This window comes from Paenibacillus sp. URB8-2, from assembly GCF_013393385.1.
Classification (GTDB): domain Bacteria; phylum Bacillota; class Bacilli; order Paenibacillales; family Paenibacillaceae; genus Paenibacillus_AQ.
The window spans coordinates 1,368,121-1,386,033 of the sequence record NZ_AP023239.1 but is presented as its reverse complement, the minus strand read 5'-3'; the positions used below and the strand labels follow the sequence as shown (position 1 = coordinate 1,386,033).

Genomic DNA, 17,913 nt, shown 5'->3' with positions numbered 1-17,913 from the left:
TTACAGCGGAATGTCCATTATTTTTCTTATCCAGAAATAACATAGAATCAGAGAAGCCAGAGCAAACGTCGAGATTGCCATCCCGAATCCGGTGTACATGGGCTGCATGTAATCCCCGGCGCTAAAGCTCATAAACAGCAGCATAACTAGCGGAGAAACAAGCAAGGCCTTGGACTCGAACCGTTTCTGGGAAACGCTGACGGCGATTTCCTGTTGAACATCCAGTTTCTCGCCGATAATGCTTGAGGTGCGCCGCACCACCTCCACCAGGTCGCCGCCCGTCCGTTTACAGACGGAGAAGACATCGGCGAACCGCCGGATATCCTCCATTCCCGCCCTTCTGCTGAAATCATGCAGCGCTTCTTCGACGGGCTGTCCGTATTCAAGCCGCGCGCAGATGATGTTCAGCTCGGCAATCATATCGCTGCCGCCTTCCGGGTCAAGCATCTTCAAATCCTGCACCGCTTCGCGAAATGCGTTCTCTACCGATCTTCCGGCGGACAGCGAGGAAGACAGCGAAAACAGCATCTGCTTAAATTGGAGGTTGAGCGCGGAGCGGCGGCGAGCCTTCAGATAATCCCGCCATATACGCGGAGCAAAGTATCCTCCCGCTGACAGCACCAGGGCAATCAGCGGATTATGATAAAACAAATAGCCGATTCCGAACAAAATAAGCCCCCCGGCCGCCGCCGAAACGATTCTCTGTCTCGGATTCAGCGTGTAAACCGTGTAATCCGGCAACAGCGGCGCAGAGACGTTTCCGCTTCCCGCCTGTCCAAGGTTGTTTCGAAGGCTCTTGGGCGGCGCATCATTAGTTGTATCCCGGCCAATGCGCGTGATATCGCGCTTAGCCAACCTTCTGCCAGAATTAAGATAAGGTTCCACGCCATACGCCGGTTCGCGACTGTCCGGTCCGGAACCGGATGGTGCACGATCGGCCGGTGCCCAGCTCTTTTTCGTCATTTCGAACATTACTCTGCCTCTCCTCCTCTCTCAATTTCACCGGCAAAGCGCGCCAGCGGAGTATATGCTATTCCCGCCATAGCCAGCTTCGCCGTATTCCGAAAAGAATTGCCGCACGCTTCCAGCTCTCCCCTCAGGCGCCCGCCGCTCCCGCCGGTTTCGCGGAATTCATACAGCGGATTCAGCTGCACTTCTCCGTTATCCAGACCGATTACCTCGCTGATCTCTGTGACCCGCCGTGAACGATCCCGCATCCGCGCCAGATGGACAAAAATATCGATGGCCGAGCTAATCTGCTGCCTGACGACGGCAACCGGCAGATCAGCGCCGCCCAGCACCATCGTTTCCAGTCGGCTGATCATGTCGCGCGCGCTGTTCGCATGGCCGGTGGACAAGCTTCCATCATGGCCAGTGTTCATCGCCTGCAGCATATCAAGAGCTTCAGCGCCGCGCACCTCGCCGATGACGATCCGGTTCGGCCTCATCCGCAGCGACGAGCGGATCAGATCGCGGATGGAGATTTCCCCTTTGCCCTCCGTGTTGGCGTTCCTCGTCTCCAGCGATACCAGATTCGGCACCGTTACGATTTGCAGCTCCGCCGAATCCTCGATCGTAATGACTCTCTCTTGCGGTGGAATGAACTGGGATAAAGCGTTCAAAAAGGTCGTCTTCCCCGACCCCGTTCCACCGCTGATAAAAATATTGTATTTGGCGGCAACGAGCGTCTTAAGCAGACCGGCCGCTTCCCGGCTGATGGCCTCCCGGCGGACAAGGTCATCCATTGTCATCGGCGACTCGGGAAACTTTCGGATCGTCATCGTTGGACCCTTCAGCGCTACTGGCGGGAGCACAATGTTGACCCGCGAGCCGTCTTTTAAACGGGCATCGACGATCGGCGACGATTCATTGACTACACGGTTGACATCGGAGACGACGATCTGGATAATATCTTCCAGTCTGGACGCCGATTCGAACGCCAGCGGCAGCCGGCGGATTTCCCCATCCTCCTCGACAAAAATATCTTCATGGCTGTTGATCATAATTTCGCTGATGGCCGGGTTATCTACGAGCGGCTGAAGAACGTCCAGACCGCGAAAAGAATCGAACAGTCTCCGGACGAGCCCGTGCTTCTCCTGGGCAGTTAAGCGCTGCAGCTCTTCCCGCTCAAAAATCGTCCTTTCAATATGCGAGACCAGCTCGCCGTTTCCCACGGAAGAGGTCACATCCAGCCCTGAGCGTATATCGCCGCGGAGTTCCCGGAACAGTTCATCATTCATGCATTCTCTCCATTTGACGGAGGGCCCGGCAGCTCCATTCCCGTAATCATCCCGCACAGCTGCAGAATACCACGCTGAAACAGCGGCGAATTGAGACTTAGCTCTCCCCTGTGCGGCAAGCTCCACGAAGAGATAAAGGGCAGCAGGACATCGGGCTCCAAGCCTTCCGGTAATGGCGCCTGCTGGACATTCTCCCTCACGAAGTTCACTGCGAACAGGCTCTTTCCGGGCAAATCGGCATTCATCCCGGAATGGGGGGATGTGAAGTGAAGGAACCATTTCCCCATTTTGTAGATGCTCACCTCGTCGTCACGCAGCACCCAAACAAGGTGTCCGCAGCGCTGCACCACGGCTTCGGCCCGTTCTTCCCCGATATTGCCCGTATCAACGATAACGATGTCGTAGCCGCCATCCGCAGCCAGAAGTTCCATCAGTTCCTGCGCATCCCTGGCGCTCATCTGCAGCATTTCCTTTACATTGCCGACAGGCCTGAAAGTATCGCAGTGCAGCGCATCCAGCCTGGCCGTATAATGTCCTAAGCCGATCGCCGAAGCATTCCCGGTGTCTCTCGACGCCTGAATCTCGTACAGAAGTCGCTCAAGACCTGGACCATTCCCCCCTGAAGGCCTGAGAAACAGCCCCCTGCTGTCTACCGTCTCAAGATTCAAATAAAATACGGACAATCCCTGGCTTCCGAGCTGCTTGGCCATGTTCATCGCAACCGTCGTTTTGCCGCTGCTGCCGCTTCCCGACACAACTCCCAGCAGCAAGGTGCCTTCGCTCAGGGTGGAAGCCGTACGGCTTCGCCGAACGTCACACAGCTGCAGCATGGAGGAGAGCAGTGCCGGCAGCGCCTGATATTTTGTAATTCTTTTGCCGCCTAGAGCACTCTTGTTCTTCGCGGACGCCATGCCGCCCGCTTCTTCCAAAATCGCCCATGGCACCGCCGCCCGGCCCCCAAGCAGCCACGCTTCGATGAATGCAGGATCGCCGACAACCGCGTCCGGCGTCTCCCCGCCCTTCATGTACTCGGTAAAAGCATCCATTCGGCTGAACGCCTTAATATTCAGCATTTCGCCATACTCGCTATGGTGAACATAATGCAGCAGCGGTTCGATGTACTGGGTTTCACGCACGGCGAGCACTAGGCTAGCGGTCATTTAACCTTCCCCCTCCCCTAAAGTCCCGTTTTGCGGGAATTCGGATATTTATATCCGTTAATTGTAAGGAAACAGCAAAAAAGCACCGCCCATAACCGCGACAAAACGGTTAATGAACGGTGCTTCCGTCACTATTCCTATAATTTACAGTTATACTAGCATACTTATCGAGAAGCGGCAATATTTAAAAATCGGAATAATTGAACTGCAATTCTCCGGCCTTACAAAAAACGCCGCCTGATATCCGGCGTAGGCACGAGGCATTGATCGTCGCGTCCAAACCACCGGTAGCGGTTCTTGGCTACGTACCGGTACAGCCTGTTGCGCAGCGGAGCCGGCACGGCGATTAGCAGATAGGCCGCCGACCAGGGAAAGCGGAGCCCGCGCAGAATGCGGAGGGCCGCAGCCGACTCCGTATAATACTCCCCTTTTTCCACAAGCACTACCGTATCCAGTCCATCAGCATCAAGTCCGCCTTTTTCCAGCAGCCTGCGCCCAATATCACTCTGCAGCGGCGCGAAACGAAACCGCCCTAGGGGGTCGCGGGGAATAATAAAGGTCACCAGCCACCCGCACAGATGGCACACACCGTCAATCAGCACGATGGATGCCTCTTCGGGATCCGCGGAACTTTTGGAATTTCCCCGTTCTACCGGCATCTCACACGCGGCGGCTTCCTTCCTTTTGGTATTGCTCATCCGGCTCCGCTCCTTTCGATATACTCTATCCTTCCCCATTTTTCGGCAAAACAAAAACGCGGGAATTTTCCCGCGTCTCCAGTTCTGACCGCTGCCTTAATTACTCGGCGGTCGTCTTCTCAATCCAGTTATCACCGATCATTTGATCCTCGAGCTCACCGGTAAAGGCCTCCATACATTTACAGATAAAATCCTTGCGGCAAATCGGGCAGGGAGTCTTGAGCAGGCGGCTGATGTTCGTCATTCTCCATTCCGGAAACCGATTGTAAAACGCGCGGCACTCCGTTCCGTCGGCTAGCTTGATAATGAATTCGTAGAGCCCTTCCTTGTCGTTGCTGCTGGCCTTCGTCACGTTCGTAATTACCGGTTTATAAGACATGTTCATCACCTATTATTTTAAATTTTGGCTCGTCCAATATAATCATGTTCGAATGTTCAGATACTTAGACATCTTAAAGAATTTTAGGAGTGATGTCAACCGAAGCCGAAATGCGATTATTGAAGAAAAAATCAAAAAAATCCGGAAATGTTCAAATTATGACAAAAGCTGTCGTCAGGCAAGCTAGGGTCCCATTTCTATTCATTCAAATCATAAGTAAATATATATAAATATAATCTATGTATGCAAAATGTCATAACGAAACTTTTCTATTTATATCAAAATGTAAAAAACCTTCGGTTTCAGAATATTTTCAGAAAAGGGGGCTGCAGAATGAACCCGAAGAGGAATCAACCTTCCGCAATGCCCGCTCAACCGGCGGAATCTGCCGACAAGCACAAACGGGCTTTCCGCATCATTCTGATCGCCGGGCTGCCGATTGTCGTGCTGCTCCTATCCTTTACGGTAGGGCGTTACAGCGTTTCGCTGCCGCAGATGGCGGACATCATCCGGGCCCATCTGCTCGGATTGCCCGATCCGGGACCAGCTTCCGTAAGCATCGTCCTGCTCCATGTGCGCATTCCGCGAATCGCCGCCGCTCTGCTGGTCGGCGGAGCGCTGGCCGCCGCCGGGGCTTCGTACCAGGGCTTGTTCCGCAATCCGATGGTATCGCCGGATATTTTGGGCGCTTCCGCCGGTGCGGGATTCGGCGCGGCGCTCGCGATGCTGCTGTCGCTTGGGCCTGCGGGCATTCAGCTCCTATCGTTCCTGCTGGGCATGGGGGCGGTGGCGCTGACCTACTCCATAGGATCGCTTGTCAGCCGCAGAGGCGGAGCGGTGCTTTCCCTCGTACTGACCGGAATCGTCATTTCCACCGTGTTCAGCTCGTTCACGTCGATCATCAAGCTGGCCGCCGATCCCGACAACAAACTTCCCGCCATCACCTTTTGGCTGATGGGCGGCTTGGCTCTCGTCGGATTGAATGATCTGGCTATTCTTGCCCCGCTTGTGCTCATCGGCTTGACGCCGCTGCTCCTCCTGCGCTGGAAGCTGAATGTGCTGTCTTTTGGCGAGGAGGAAGCCCAGGCGCTCGGTGTCAATACAACCAGAATCCGGATTGTCACCATTATCTGCTCAACCCTGCTGACAGCGACCGCCGTTTCCGTCAGCGGCATGATCGGTTGGGTAGGTCTGATCGTGCCGCATCTCTCCCGCATGGTCGTCGGGCCGAATTACAAAGTGCTGCTGCCCGTCTCCGCACTTTTCGGCGCAACATATTTGCTGCTTGTCGATGATATTGCCCGCAGTGCTCTTACCATGGAAATTCCATTGGGGATTCTGACTGCTCTCATCGGGGCTCCCTTTTTCATAGTGCTGCTCATTACCGGAAAAAGGGGCTGGGAATGATGCTGGAAATCGAAAACCTCTCCTGCGGATACGGCGACAAGCCGGTGGTCACGGACGTTTCCTTTTCGGTTCGGGCCGGAGAAATTATGTGCCTGCTCGGTCCCAACGGCGCGGGAAAAACAACCTTATTCAAAACCCTGCTTTCTTTTCTGAGGCCCTTGGGAGGAACCGTCAAAATCAATGGGCAAAGCACGGCGGGATGGTCCAGACAGATGCTGGCCCGGGCTGTAGGCTATGTTCCCCAGGCGCACAGCGCCCCATTTCCTTTCAGTGTCATCGATGTGGTAACAATGGGCCGCACCGCCCATCTCGGTTTGTTCGCCGCACCGAATTCCAAGGACAAGAGCATTGCCGATGAGGCCTTGGACAGCCTTCAAATCGACTCGCTCCGGGACCGGATCTATACGGAGCTCAGCGGAGGAGAGCGGCAGATGGTCCTGATCGCCCGGGCACTGGCGCAGCAGCCTGACATTCTGATTATGGACGAGCCGACGTCCAATCTCGATTTCGGCAATCAGATCCGGATGCTGGAACAGATCAGGCTGCTCAGCAACCGGGGAATGACGGTCGTCATGACGTCGCATTTTCCGGACCACGCTTTTTTATGCTCCGACAGGGCAGCGCTTCTGCGCCGCGGACTCCCTTTTTTGGCAGGGTCCGTAAAAGAAGTCGTCACGTCCGGAAATCTGAGATCCGCGTATGGCATTGATGTCGAGGTAGCGGAGTTCACCGCCGCCACAGGACAGAAAGTAAAGACCTGCATACCGCTTATGCGAACGGAAAGTCATATGCTTGAGGAGCTCTCTTAACCAAACTTCATCATTCACAAACATAGGAGGTACTATCATGCAAAGAAGATTCAAAGAAAAAAGCTTGCTGGCGTTCATACTAACGGCGGCATTAATCCTGGTTCTGTCAGGATGCGGAAGCAATAATACAAATGGGAATGCCGGTGACACCGGAACCGCAGCATCGCCGGCAGCTTCTCCGCAGACGACTTCCTCGCAGACAGCCGAGGCAGGCAAGACCATTACGGATACCGACGGACGCCAGGTGACAGTTCCTTCGCAAATTAATAAAATTGCTGATGCCTGGCCGGCTCATAACGAGGTCGTGACGATTCTCGGAGCAGGAGACAAAATCGTGTCCACGATCTCTACTCCCAAGTCGGTCCCCTGGCTGTACAAAGTAAATCCGCAGATGAACAATGCCGTGACCGCCTTCACCAAATCTGAGGTGCAAATGGAAGAGGTGCTGAAGAACAAGCCTGACATCGCCTTCGCGTCAACTGGTTCTCCGCTGATTCAGCTTCTGGAGAATGCTGGGATTCCCACAGTAACGCTGAACTTTACGAATTTTGACGAGATGAAAGAATGTTTCCGCCTGACGGGACAAATCCTTGGAGATGACGCAAGCCAGCGGGCCGACTCCTTTATCGGCTATCTGGACGGCAAACTGAAAGATATTACGGCCGTAACGTCCAAAATTGCCGAATCGGACAAGCCCAAAGTGCTGCATATTCAGTCCCTGTCACCGCTTCAAGTGGACGGCAAGGATACGATGATCCAGAACTGGATTGAAGTAGCAGGGGGCATCAACGCCGCTCAAGAGCTGAGCGGCAACATGAAGCCAGTGAGCCTGGAGCAGATTATTTCCTGGAATCCGGATTACATTATGATCGGCAGCGGTTTGACGGATACCGACCACATTATGGACGATCCCGCTTGGAAGACGCTGAATGCCGTCAAGAACGGCCATGTCTATAACAACCCGAGCGGCGCGTTCCTTTGGGACCGCTACGGCGCCGAAGCCGCGCTGCAAATCCAATGGGCGGCCAAGACGCTTCATCCCGACCTGTTCCCCGATCTGAACATGGTTCAGGAAACCGTAAGTTTCTACAAGCAGTTTTTGAATTACGACCTTACGAACGACGAAGCTCAGCTGATCATTGACAGCAAGCCTCCGGCAAAGTAAGATCCTTCTAAACTCCAGCCATTGGGTCATTCAAAAAAGACTCGCTTTCGCCAACGCGGAAACGAGTCTTTTTTATGCATATTTCGTCTGCCAGCTTAGCGAAGGAATTACTGACGGCTCATTTCCAGCACATTTAGCTCCACCTCGATATTTCCCCTCGTCGCTTTGGAGTACGGACAGAAATCATGGGCTTTCTTCGCCAAATCCTCCGCTTTGTCATGGTCAACACCCGACATTTTCACATCAAGCCGTACAGACAGCTTAAATCCACCGTCGCTCTCATCTTTGCCGATGGATACGTTCGACGTAACCTCCACATCCTGAAGCTTGACACCTTCCTTACGGGCAACATTGGCTAGCGCACTTTCATAGCAGGCGCCGTATCCTGCAGCAAACAGCTGCTCAGGATTCGTGCCCGTTCCTCCCGAACCGCCCAGTTCTCTGGGCATGCTCAGATTATGCTTCAAGGCGCCGTCGGAGGATTCAAATGAGCCTTCACGTCCGCCGCGAACCGTTGCAGTAGCTGTATACAGTGCTTTCATTAATATCGTCTCCTTTATAATCCAATTTCCCACCCTGACACTACCTTTAATTAAACTTGAGGCGCGATTTGAAACGGGAAAATACAAAAAATTTTAAATTTACTCAAAAGGTCTTGATTGTGATTGTAAATTGTTTAAAATTAAATTGTTATAAATACAATATGGTTTAGAGGAGGCCCTAATTCATGAGCGTTTATGATTACCAAGCCAATACCCTGCGCGGTCAAGAAGAATCATTGTCCAAGTATGAAGGCAAGGTGCTGCTTATTGTGAATACGGCGAGCAAGTGCGGCTTCACCCCCCAGTATGAAGGTCTGCAGAAGTTGTACGAAAAATTTAAGGACCGTGGCTTCGAAGTGCTCGGCTTTCCGAGCAATCAGTTTGCATCACAGGAACCCGGCAGCAGTGCGGAAATCCAGGAATTTTGCCAGCTCAACTACGGTGTCTCCTTTCCGATGTATGAAAAAATCGATGTCAACGGCGACAATGCCCATCCTTTATACAAATATTTAACGAAGGAGGCTCCCGGCGCGCTCGGCTCTAAAAGCGTAAAATGGAACTTCACCAAATTCCTGGTCGACAGCGAAGGGCGCGTGCTGAAACGTTTTGCCCCGACAACGACGCCGGAAAGCATTGAAGATGAAATTAAGAGTCTGCTTGATTGAATAACACTACAGCCGGCATTTCCCGAAAAAAGAAAAAAGGATTGCGCAGCATTACTCTCCTGCTCAATCCTTTTCGTTATTCTATCAGCATTCGTTCCTGAGGCACTCCCCGGTTAGTGCATGACCTGGCCGCCCGTCACGTTAATGGATTGCCCCGTCATATAAGACGCTTTATCGGATGCGTAAAAGATAACGGCATTGGCGATATCATCATACGTGCAGCCCCGCTTCAGCGGCACTTTATCCGTATATACCTGCTCCACCTCTTCCGGTTTGATGCCAAGTTTTTGGGCATATTGGGGAATCAGGCTCTGGAACATCGGCGATTTCAGCAGATTGCCCGGCATAATTGAGTTGACACGGATATTGTGCTCCGCCAGATCAAGCGCAAGGCTTTGCGTCAGCCCCACCCCGCCGAATTTGGAAGCGGAATATGCCGAATTATGCTTGCTGCCGACCTTGCCCGATTTCGAATTGATTTGGATGATATTTCCCCCGCCCTGCCCGATCATTACTCGCGACACTTCTCTTGCGCACAAAAAGTATCCGGTGAGATTTACGTCGACGGTTAAATTCCAATCTTCCAGGCCAAAGTCGGTAATTTTACGGCTCTTGGCGACACCCGCCACATAAACAAGCAGATCAATGCGCCCCAAGGCTTCCGTTGCCTTGCCCACCATCTCGATTACTTCGTGTTCATGGATGAAATTTACCGCTACAGCCAGCGCTTTTTGTCCATGATGTTCTTTCACGGTCCGGGCCACGCTCTCCGCCTGTTCACCGTTTAAATCAGCCACTACAATATCATAGCCTTCGTCAGCGAGACGATAGCAAAGCGTTTCTCCCAAACTTTGGCCTCCGCCGGCAACTATTGCCACTTTACGTTTACTCATATCCTTAACTCTCCTTTATCGATCTTTTTATTTTTTGATAATTTTAATTTCGCCGCCGATTCCCGGTTTGTGAAAATCCTTGTCCTCCAAATACAGCGTGCCGGGCAGCCCTTCCGTTTCTCTTCCATCAAACTGAAGGGTGATATGCCCCAGCAGCTTTAAATTTCTGGACACTTTGCTTCCGACCGAAGTGATCGTATACTCGATGCCATCCAGGAGCAGAACATCTCCCTTTTCGATTTCGCCTTCAACATCGTTTATATGGATCAGAAGACAATAATCCGCCACATCCGAAGGCGCGTTCTCACCGAACAGCACAAAGATTTTATCTTCAATAAAATCAAACACCGACGAACCGATCTGCGTAATCCGGGTTTGATAAACGGTTTGCATAACAAAGTCCTCCATTCAGGTCATTAACTGTACAGGCCGAAGCTGGCCAACCAAGCGATAAAGACCGTGGGTGCCCCGGTAAGAAACCGGCCGTACAATACGGCTGGCACACCTACTTCGATCGTCTCCACCTCAGCCTCCGCCAGCCCCAGTCCCACGGGAACGAAATCGGCGGCAGCCTGAGAATTGATGGCGAACAGGGCGGGCAGCGCCAGATGCGGCGGGATATTTCCTTTGCCGATTTCAACTCCGATGAGAGTGCCGACAACCTGCGCGATAACCGAACCCGGTCCCAAAAAAGGAGACAGCAACGGAAATGAGCATACCAGCGAGATCAGGAGCAAGCCGGGCAGAGAGCCCGCGAACGGCGAGAGGAATTTGGCGAATACGTCGCCGATTCCCGAGGCGTTAATAATCCCGATCAACATCGCCACAAAGGCCATGAAAGGCAGAATGGTCTTGATAACCGTCTCGATCGCTTCCCGTCCCGCCTGATAGAACACGCTTACAATGGAGCCCATTGCCATGCCGACCCGTGCCAGCAAGCCTTTCGGCTTTTGCTGTTCACTTATTTTTTGGTTTGCGCTATACTTAGGTTGAGTTTTTATTTCTGCATCACTTTTTTCGGGCTGGGCTGTATGGGGTGTTGCAGCACCTTCATACGGCTCAATGTCCGAAACCTTCACTCCGGATACATAGATTTCCTCGGTAATATGCTTTGCCAGCGGTCCGCTCTTCCCCGTCGGGAGCACATTAATGGTCAAGATCCCTTTTTGCGGATACACGCCGCAGCGCAGTGTCCCTCCACAGTCGATGATCACGCAGGCGATTTCCTTTTCAGGCACGCTTGTTTTAAAGCCGTCTACCAGTTCGGCCCCGGTAAGCTCCGCGATGCGGTCGGCAATATCCGGTTTCGTCCCCCCTGTTATGTAGACCACCTTGTTTTTTCCCTCAGTCGGCCTGATAATGAGCGGACCACCAAACCCGCCTGTTCCCGCTTTGATAATAACCGCATTGTAATGACTCATGTTTACCACCTCCTACAAATTAACGGTTTCTTTCAGTTTTACTTTCTGCTGCTTCTCGACGATGGAAGTGGTAAGGTCGGTTACCCAGCCTCTGAAAAAGTTCGTTACAATCCCTACCAGGAAGTACCGCAGCGCCAGCTCCGTCGTGTTGAGGCCCAGTGTAGTGATGCCTGCAGCGATTCCCAGGAATACGAACAGTTCTCCAGGATTCACATGCGGGAACAATCCGTTATGCGTGTGGCAGGAATAAGAGGCCGCGGCATAGTAGCTGGGTTTGTATTTTTCGGGCAGGAATCTTCCCAGCGAGAGGGTCATCGGATTGGCAAGAATAAAAGTGCCTACAATCGGAAGGATAAAATAGCGCGTGAACGGATTTTTTGCCGATTTCCTTGCGACTCGCTCCACTCGTTCCTGGCCGATCAGTTGAATCAGCGCATTCATGGCCACCAGCAGCATAATCAGCAGCGGGACAATTCCTGTAACCAGATTGGTGAAGGTCACGCCTCCCTGCCTGAACAGATTCATAAAGCCGTTGGCCAGGTTTGTTACAATATCCATACTTTCACCCCATTTTGCTATTTTTTAGCCGGTATTAGTCTTTCGAGCCAGGTCTTCTTAAGCTTCAATTCACCTCCATTTGAAATAATCTTATAGCTGCTTATGGCATCCCTGATAGCGCCTTTTGTCAGCTTGTCGAACCCCGCGAGGTCTTCCTCTTCCAGCTTCGGAAGCGGCTTGCCTTCCAGACCTTTCAAGGATCGCACTCTGGAAAAGACCGTAACTCCCTGCATCTTGGCGGCTTTCAGAATGTTTCCATGCGAGTCGATTGCGAGCATAACAACAGTGCCTGCCCTGAACCTTCCCGTCTTTTTGCCAATGGCAACTCGCCCGATCCGCCTCAGTTCCGTGTAATGCCGATTGAAATGTCTGATTTGCAGGAACCCGAGCACACTTTGCAAGAGCCATGACAACGCAATCACAATAATGATAAATCCCATGATTAATCACCCCCTTCAATTCATTGCGTGCGATTGATCTTGAGCCGCCAGACGGAGTATCTCTACCGCGGTTTCTTCATTGGTAACCAAGGTGTTGATATATTTGCCCTTGATGGCCCCGATAATGGAAGGTGCCTTCTCTGCCGATTCTGCCAGAGCAATTGTATACCGGGTGTTCCGAAGCCGTTCCAGAGGAATTGCAATCGTTCGCTCGGTTAGTTCAGATTCAATTAAATTCCCTTCCGAGTCGTAGAACCTAGAACAAATATCGCCGATCGCGTTATGCCGGTTTAGGTCGGCAATCTCCTTGTCGCCGTAAAATCCGGTCCAGATCATGTTGGAATTGCTGATGGGAGCACCGATGCCGACTACAGCGACCGTAAGACGATCCCACAGATCGGATATTTTGCGAAAATAATGCGCTTGCACGATTTCGTCTCTCGTTTCCTTGCGTTCCACAACGGCCGCTGCGTCAATCAGATACGCTTCTCCTCCGTAGTCATTCGCGATGCTGTACACGATGGCATTGACGTGGTACTTCGTTTCCATCGGTCCGGGCCCCCCAACCAGGGGAACGAAATGCGCGGAACGCTGTTCGCAATCGGTAAATTCTCCGATCAGACTTCCCATGGTGGTGCCCCAGGCAAATCCTACGACATCGCCGTCCACTATTACATTTTTCATCAGCTCTGCCCCCGCTCTGGCCACGGCCTTTTTCCGTCCCGACTCGGACAATTCAGGGTTGGAGGGCACGACAACTACCCTTTTCAGTTGAAATACGCTTTCCAAATGTTCCTCAATTTCGTACTTGCCTTCACCCTCCGTAATCTTGATCTGAACCACGCCTTCTTCCCGAGCTCTCTTCAGCAGACGGCTAATTGAAGTGCGGTATATGCCCAGCGCCTTTGAGATTTCGCTTTGCGTCATGTCATCGAGATAATACATTCGGGCGATTTGAGCCAACAGCCTTCTATCTTCATCATGGATTGTCATCAGCTTTCTCTCCAGACCCTTTATATTCTTGCACATATGTGCTTTTTTATTTATCATTTGTGCTTCATGGATTTAGTATACGCTTACAGCTTCTTTTCGTCAATACGGGCGGGAAGGCTTTTTTAGCACAGCTTATACATTCATATATTTTAAAAAAAGACCGGTCAACGGGCATTTCTGCTCGTCGACCGGTCCCTCTGACCGCTTCCTTACACGGCTCGAATGCCGCTCTCATTTTTACTCTTCGGGAAACAAATCGGTTGAAATGTACCGTTCACCGGTGTCCGGCAGAATGACGACGATGTTCTTGCCTTGATTCTCCGGTCTTTTGGCCAGCTGGTAAGCGGCGAATGCCGCGGCCCCGGAAGAAATCCCGACAAGCAGCCCTTCCTTCCTTGCCAGCTTTTGCGCCGTTTGTATCGCCTCTTCATTCTTCACCGTGATGATCTCATCCACCGCGGCCCGGTTAAAGTTAGCCGGCACGAAGCCCGCTCCGATGCCCTGTATCGCATGAGGACCTCGCTGCCCGCCGGATAGAACAGGCGAACCGGCCGGTTCCACGGCCACTATGCGCACTTGCGGATTGCGCTGCTTAAGAACCTCGCCGACCCCCGTGACCGTTCCTCCGGTACCTACACCGGCGACGAAAATATCCACTTTTCCCTCGGTATCGTTCCAGATTTCTTCGGCCGTCGACTTCCGGTGAATATCGGGGTTGGCCGGATTTTCAAACTGCTGCGGGATGTAGGAATTAGGTATCTCGGCGGATATCTCTTCCGCTTTGCGGATCGCGCCCGCCATGCCCTCCGAAGCCTGGGTCAGCACGAGTTCCGCCCCGAGCTGTTTCAGAAGCTTTCGGCGCTCCGTACTGAAGGATTCGGGCAAAATAATAATCAAGCGGTAGCCGAGAGCCGCCGCCGCAAACGCAAGACCGATGCCGGTATTTCCGCTGGTCGGCTCGATGAGGGTCGTGTCTTTATTGATGAGTCCCTTGTCTTCGGCATCCTTGATCATGGCGTAGCCGATCCGGTCCTTTACACTGCCCGCCGGATTGAAATACTCCAGCTTGGCCAGAATGTTCGCTGCAGCGCCATCCTCTTTGAAACTGGACAATTCGAGAAGCGGTGTATTTCCAATCAGTTCGGTCAAGTTCTTAGCGATTTTCACCATTTGCACAGCCTCCAAAATTAAGTTTTCAAACCGTACGCTCATCTATTCCAATGCAAAAACTCGGTATTAAGATCATACTGGAATTCCCATCACTTGTAAAATCGCCATTTGCAGAAAAAATAAAAAAAGCCCTGCTGCGCAAGGCTTCTTTACTGTATGCGGTAGAGAGGACTCGAACCTCCACGGGCGTACGCCCACTACCCCCTCAAGATAGCGTGTCTGCCATTCCACCACTACCGCGCGGTGAATGATCTTTTTGAGACCAACACATGTTATTATACTCGCTTATTCTGCAAAAGTAAAGCTAAATTATTCGGGAAGCTGTTCATCCTGTATCCGTCTGCGGTATTTAGAAAAAGCGAGATATTCTTTAATAAATTCCTTCTCGCGAGGCTCCAGCTCATCGAAATGGCAATTGGATTGCCGTATATGTTCAAAAAAATAATCCTCGCTCCCTTCACGCAGTATGGACGGAGAGGTCTTGCCCAGAATGAGCCAGTCCAGACTGACGCCGAAAAAAGCGCCGATTTCGATTAATTTATGCGTTCCGGGCGTGGACTTGCCCCGTTTCCAGTCTCCCATATTGCCTGTACTGATGCCGAGCTGCTCACAGAACGATTTTTTGGTAATACCTTTTTTGTTAATCAAAAGCTCAATTCGATCATAAATGGACTGCATTTCCAAACCGCCTTCCGAAATTATGACAAATTACTTATAAAAGTCATCTATCGTTGTAAAATGACGTAAAAAAGTATATAATTAACTAATCTTATGCCTTATCCCATTATATCATACGGCTGGAATGTCGATAAGAGGTGAGCGAGATGAGCAGCAAAAAGCCCATAACCCCTTACGGATGGGCGATCAAGCAGCGCCTGGCGGAGATGATGCTGAGTCAGAAGGACTTTTGCCAAAAGTACGGCATTCCGCCCTACCGCCTGTCCAATCTCATTTACGGAACACGCAGAGCCATGCGCTACCGCCGGCAAGTCGACCAACTGCTGGAGATACCTCCGAACATTCCGGGTGAACCGGAAAATGATTGAGCTTCCATTTAATCTGCTTAATCTTAGTATTCCATCCTGATCATGTCAAGGAGCGATCCCTTTGTCTGAAAGCGCTTTGTCCCTTGTTACCCGACTGACTTACACTCTGCCCGGCAGCGTACTGGCTATCGACAAACGAGGTCACATCACCGCTGCGAACGACTCATGGAAAGCCTACGGTATCGCCGCGGGCCTCTCAGCGGGCTTTGAGTGGATGGGAATCGATTATTTTGAACTGATGCGGGAGCTGATTCTGCCGCCGGACTATATGACCGAGCTTATTCAGGCCCTTCAGTCCATCTTTCTGGGTGAGCGTCTCGTTTTCAGCGGCCGGTTTCCCAAACCTCCTTTTCTGAGGGGAGGAAAATGGTTTCAGATCGAGGCTTTCCCCATACCGGAAGAGACGAATGGAGCGACCTCTTTTGTTCTGCTGTCCCACCGTCATGTCCCTTCTGTCACCGACTCGCTGCCTTCCAAGCCGCCGGTCAAGTCTCCATACCGAAAGCCGCTTCCTTTCCTGCCGATCTGTGCTTCCTGCAAATCCGTCCGCAAGGGCGGGCATTGGGTTCCTGTCGAACGCTTCCTCCAACAAGAGCTTCATGTCGAATTAACCCATGATATTTGTCCGGCTTGCATCACCCAGCTGTATCCCCAATATGCCGGCGCTTTGAATTGGTTGGCGGAGTAGTTCTGAGCTCGCAATATATTGGTCCGGCCTCATCTCAAAAATTCCCTTGATACAAAAAAAGAACCCTGATCTCTCAGGATTCTCTTTCTTGGTTATTATGCGGTAGAGAGGACTCGAACCTCCACGAGCGTACGCCCACTACCCCCTCAAGATAGCGTGTCTGCCATTCCACCACTACCGCTTATGGTGACCCGTAGGGGATTCGAACCCCTGTTACCTCCGTGAAAGGGAGGTGTCTTAACCCCTTGACCAACGGGCCTTACTTTAGTGTCACAACAAAAATGAGTATAACAAATCCTCATTCATCTGACAAGCATTATTTTTTAGAATAAAATACGGCGGCTTGCCACATGGATGCAAACCGCCGTCCCCCTTTCTCCGCCCTTCCCGCGGAGAAAGAAGGAAGGCCTGTTTTAAAAGAGGCCCGTCTCCTTCAAAGCTTCCAATCCGTCCTTAAATTCATAGCCTAAACTTTCGGCCACTGCCTGATTGGTGACTTGTCCGGCTGCCACATTGATGCCTCGTGCGAGCGCGGCATTGCCTTCCGCCGCCTCACGCATGCCGAAATTCGAAATTCGCAGCGCGTATGGAATCGTTACATTTGTCAGCGCCAGCGTCGATGTTCGGGCGACCGCTCCCGGCATATTGGCGACTGCATAATGAACAACCCCATGTTTGATATAGGTCGGATTCTCATGAGTGGTAATCCGGTCGATGGTCTCAATTGAACCTCCCTGGTCGATAGCGACGTCAACGATAACCGAGCCTTCCGTCATCTGCCGGACCATATATTCCGTGATCAGCTTCGGCGCGCGGGCGCCCGGAATCAACACGGCGCCAATCAGCAAATCGGCTTTACGGACCGCCTCCTCGAGATGATAGGAATCCGACATGATGGTGATCAGCCGTCCGCCGAAAATATCGTCCAGCTCCCGAAGCCGGTTCGCATTCAAATCGAGGATGGTAACCCTGGCGCCCATGCCGATCGCGACCTTTGCCGCGTTCGTTCCGACAACGCCTCCTCCAACGATAACGACTTCTGCGGGCCTCACTCCCGGTACGCCGCCCATTAAGATGCCTTTACCGCCATGCGGCTTCTCCAGCAGCCCTGCGCCGATCTGAACGGCCATCCGTCCCGCTACTTCGCTCATAGGCGTCAGCAGCGGCAGCGAGCCGTCTGGAAGCTGAATCGTTTCGTAGCCGACGGCGACAACTCCACTGTCCACCAGCGCCTTTGTAAGACCCGCTTCGGGAGCAAGATGAAGATAAGTGAACAGGATCAGATTCCGGCGGAAGAAGCCATACTCTTCCGGCAGAGGCTCCTTCACCTTGATCACCATCTCCGCTCTGGACCAAACCTCCGAAGGGGCGGAGAGAATTTCAGCCCCTTTATTCCGGTATTCCGAATCGTCGAATCCGCTGCCAGTACCGGCGGAAGTCTCAATCAGCACAGTGTGCCCCGCCTTTTTTAGCGCTTCGACTCCCGCCGGTGTGATACCCACACGGTTTTCGTTATTCTTGATTTCTTTCGGTATACCGACAATCATGCTTATTCCTCCTTCTCGTATATGGCAAGATAGCAGGACAGCCGCCCCATTGACAAATGGAGCGGCTTCCTGAGCAGCCTAGCGATATTTTG

General features: G+C 52.2%; 21 protein-coding genes and 3 tRNA genes. 6 read left to right on the top strand and 18 right to left on the bottom strand.

The annotated features are described in order from the left end of the window. The 5 genes from PUR_RS06515 to PUR_RS06495 form a co-directional block, all read right to left on the bottom strand. The gene (locus tag PUR_RS06515) at positions 1 to 972 is read right to left on the bottom strand and encodes a type II secretion system F family protein (RefSeq protein WP_332107935.1); all 972 of its coding nucleotides are present in this window, start codon (positions 970 to 972) and stop codon (positions 1 to 3) included. Continuing rightward, on the bottom strand, positions 972 to 2,240 hold the full coding sequence (locus PUR_RS06510) for a TadA family conjugal transfer-associated ATPase (protein ID WP_179034532.1): 1,269 nt from the start codon (positions 2,238 to 2,240) through the stop codon (positions 972 to 974). Before PUR_RS06510 ends, PUR_RS06515 begins: the two co-directional genes overlap by 1 nt. Beyond that, positions 2,237 to 3,400 carry a P-loop NTPase family protein gene (locus PUR_RS06505; RefSeq protein WP_179034531.1) on the bottom strand — a complete coding sequence of 388 codons (1,164 nt, stop codon included), beginning with the start codon at positions 3,398 to 3,400 and terminating at the stop codon, positions 2,237 to 2,239. Before PUR_RS06505 ends, PUR_RS06510 begins: the two co-directional genes overlap by 4 nt. A 221-nt stretch (positions 3,401 to 3,621) precedes the next feature. Beyond that, positions 3,622 to 4,059: a thiol-disulfide oxidoreductase DCC family protein gene (locus tag PUR_RS06500; RefSeq protein WP_179037784.1), complete on the bottom strand. Its 438-nt coding sequence runs from the start codon at positions 4,057 to 4,059 to the stop codon at positions 3,622 to 3,624. Between the two features lie 139 nt (positions 4,060 to 4,198). Then, the gene (locus tag PUR_RS06495; protein WP_179034530.1) at positions 4,199 to 4,477 is read right to left on the bottom strand and encodes a hypothetical protein; all 279 of its coding nucleotides are present in this window, start codon (positions 4,475 to 4,477) and stop codon (positions 4,199 to 4,201) included. Positions 4,478 to 4,810: 333 nt separating this feature from the next. Here PUR_RS06495 and PUR_RS06490 point away from each other — a divergent pair, with 333 nt between their 5' ends. From PUR_RS06490 to PUR_RS06480, 3 genes are read left to right on the top strand one after another with little or no spacing between them, the layout of a single operon-like run. Continuing rightward, the gene (locus tag PUR_RS06490) at positions 4,811 to 5,884 is read left to right on the top strand and encodes a FecCD family ABC transporter permease (protein WP_197970129.1); all 1,074 of its coding nucleotides are present in this window, start codon (positions 4,811 to 4,813) and stop codon (positions 5,882 to 5,884) included. Beyond that, positions 5,881 to 6,693: an ABC transporter ATP-binding protein gene (locus PUR_RS06485; protein WP_179034529.1), complete on the top strand. Its 813-nt coding sequence runs from the start codon at positions 5,881 to 5,883 to the stop codon at positions 6,691 to 6,693. Before PUR_RS06490 ends, PUR_RS06485 begins: the two co-directional genes overlap by 4 nt. 37 nt (positions 6,694 to 6,730) lie before the next feature. Continuing rightward, the gene (locus PUR_RS06480) at positions 6,731 to 7,858 is read left to right on the top strand and encodes an ABC transporter substrate-binding protein (protein WP_179034528.1); all 1,128 of its coding nucleotides are present in this window, start codon (positions 6,731 to 6,733) and stop codon (positions 7,856 to 7,858) included. A 107-nt stretch (positions 7,859 to 7,965) separates the two neighbouring features. Here PUR_RS06480 and PUR_RS06475 read toward each other — a convergent pair whose 3' ends face one another. Beyond that, a complete protein-coding gene (locus PUR_RS06475) occupies positions 7,966 to 8,400 on the bottom strand; it encodes an organic hydroperoxide resistance protein (RefSeq protein WP_179034527.1) in 435 nt (144 codons plus the stop codon). A gap of 185 nt (positions 8,401 to 8,585) precedes the next feature. On the opposite strand from PUR_RS06475, the gene PUR_RS06470 reads away from it, so the two are divergent. After that, positions 8,586 to 9,065 carry a glutathione peroxidase gene (locus PUR_RS06470; RefSeq protein WP_179034526.1) on the top strand — a complete coding sequence of 160 codons (480 nt, stop codon included), beginning with the start codon at positions 8,586 to 8,588 and terminating at the stop codon, positions 9,063 to 9,065. Between the two features lie 113 nt (positions 9,066 to 9,178). Here PUR_RS06470 and srlD read toward each other — a convergent pair whose 3' ends face one another. From srlD to PUR_RS06425, 9 genes are all read right to left on the bottom strand, one after another. Then, positions 9,179 to 9,958 (bottom strand): sorbitol-6-phosphate dehydrogenase, encoded by a 780-nt coding sequence (srlD, locus tag PUR_RS06465; protein WP_179034525.1) that lies wholly within the window; start codon positions 9,956 to 9,958, stop codon positions 9,179 to 9,181. 27 nt (positions 9,959 to 9,985) lie between these two features. Further along, positions 9,986 to 10,351, bottom strand: coding sequence for a PTS glucitol/sorbitol transporter subunit IIA (locus PUR_RS06460; protein WP_179034524.1), 366 nt, complete (start codon positions 10,349 to 10,351; stop codon positions 9,986 to 9,988). 23 nt (positions 10,352 to 10,374) lie between these two features. After that, positions 10,375 to 11,379 (bottom strand): PTS glucitol/sorbitol transporter subunit IIB, encoded by a 1,005-nt coding sequence (gene srlE / locus PUR_RS06455; protein ID WP_179034523.1) that lies wholly within the window; start codon positions 11,377 to 11,379, stop codon positions 10,375 to 10,377. A gap of 12 nt (positions 11,380 to 11,391) precedes the next feature. Beyond that, the gene (srlA, locus tag PUR_RS06450) at positions 11,392 to 11,937 is read right to left on the bottom strand and encodes a PTS glucitol/sorbitol transporter subunit IIC (protein WP_124695409.1); all 546 of its coding nucleotides are present in this window, start codon (positions 11,935 to 11,937) and stop codon (positions 11,392 to 11,394) included. A 17-nt stretch (positions 11,938 to 11,954) separates the two neighbouring features. Continuing rightward, complete coding sequence (locus tag PUR_RS06445) at positions 11,955 to 12,377, bottom strand: transcriptional regulator GutM (RefSeq protein WP_232101738.1); 423 nt, start codon at positions 12,375 to 12,377, stop codon at positions 11,955 to 11,957. Between the two features lie 15 nt (positions 12,378 to 12,392). Next, entirely contained in the window at positions 12,393 to 13,370 is a 978-nt protein-coding gene (locus PUR_RS06440; protein WP_179034522.1) for a sugar-binding transcriptional regulator, read from the bottom strand. Between the two features lie 237 nt (positions 13,371 to 13,607). Next, a complete protein-coding gene (gene cysK / locus PUR_RS06435) occupies positions 13,608 to 14,540 on the bottom strand; it encodes a cysteine synthase A (RefSeq protein ID WP_179034521.1) in 933 nt (310 codons plus the stop codon). 157 nt (positions 14,541 to 14,697) lie between these two features. Next, a tRNA-Leu gene (locus tag PUR_RS06430) sits at positions 14,698 to 14,780 on the bottom strand. A gap of 69 nt (positions 14,781 to 14,849) precedes the next feature. Continuing rightward, positions 14,850 to 15,218 carry a helix-turn-helix domain-containing protein gene (locus tag PUR_RS06425; RefSeq protein ID WP_124695405.1) on the bottom strand — a complete coding sequence of 123 codons (369 nt, stop codon included), beginning with the start codon at positions 15,216 to 15,218 and terminating at the stop codon, positions 14,850 to 14,852. Positions 15,219 to 15,364: 146 nt separating this feature from the next. Here PUR_RS06425 and PUR_RS06420 point away from each other — a divergent pair, with 146 nt between their 5' ends. Then, complete coding sequence (locus PUR_RS06420; RefSeq protein ID WP_179034520.1) at positions 15,365 to 15,586, top strand: XRE family transcriptional regulator; 222 nt, start codon at positions 15,365 to 15,367, stop codon at positions 15,584 to 15,586. A 61-nt stretch (positions 15,587 to 15,647) separates the two neighbouring features. After that, complete coding sequence (locus PUR_RS06415; protein ID WP_179034519.1) at positions 15,648 to 16,274, top strand: PAS domain-containing protein; 627 nt, start codon at positions 15,648 to 15,650, stop codon at positions 16,272 to 16,274. Between the two features lie 98 nt (positions 16,275 to 16,372). On the opposite strand, the gene PUR_RS06410 is transcribed toward PUR_RS06415, so the two are convergent. The 3 genes from PUR_RS06410 to ald all read right to left on the bottom strand — a co-directional run bounded on the left by PUR_RS06410 (position 16,373) and on the right by ald (position 17,821). After that, positions 16,373 to 16,455 (bottom strand) — tRNA-Leu (locus PUR_RS06410). Positions 16,456 to 16,458: 3 nt separating this feature from the next. Further along, a tRNA-Glu gene (locus tag PUR_RS06405) sits at positions 16,459 to 16,533 on the bottom strand. A 154-nt stretch (positions 16,534 to 16,687) separates the two neighbouring features. After that, on the bottom strand, positions 16,688 to 17,821 hold the full coding sequence (ald, locus tag PUR_RS06400) for an alanine dehydrogenase (RefSeq protein ID WP_179034518.1): 1,134 nt from the start codon (positions 17,819 to 17,821) through the stop codon (positions 16,688 to 16,690). Positions 17,822 to 17,913 lie beyond the last annotated feature (92 nt).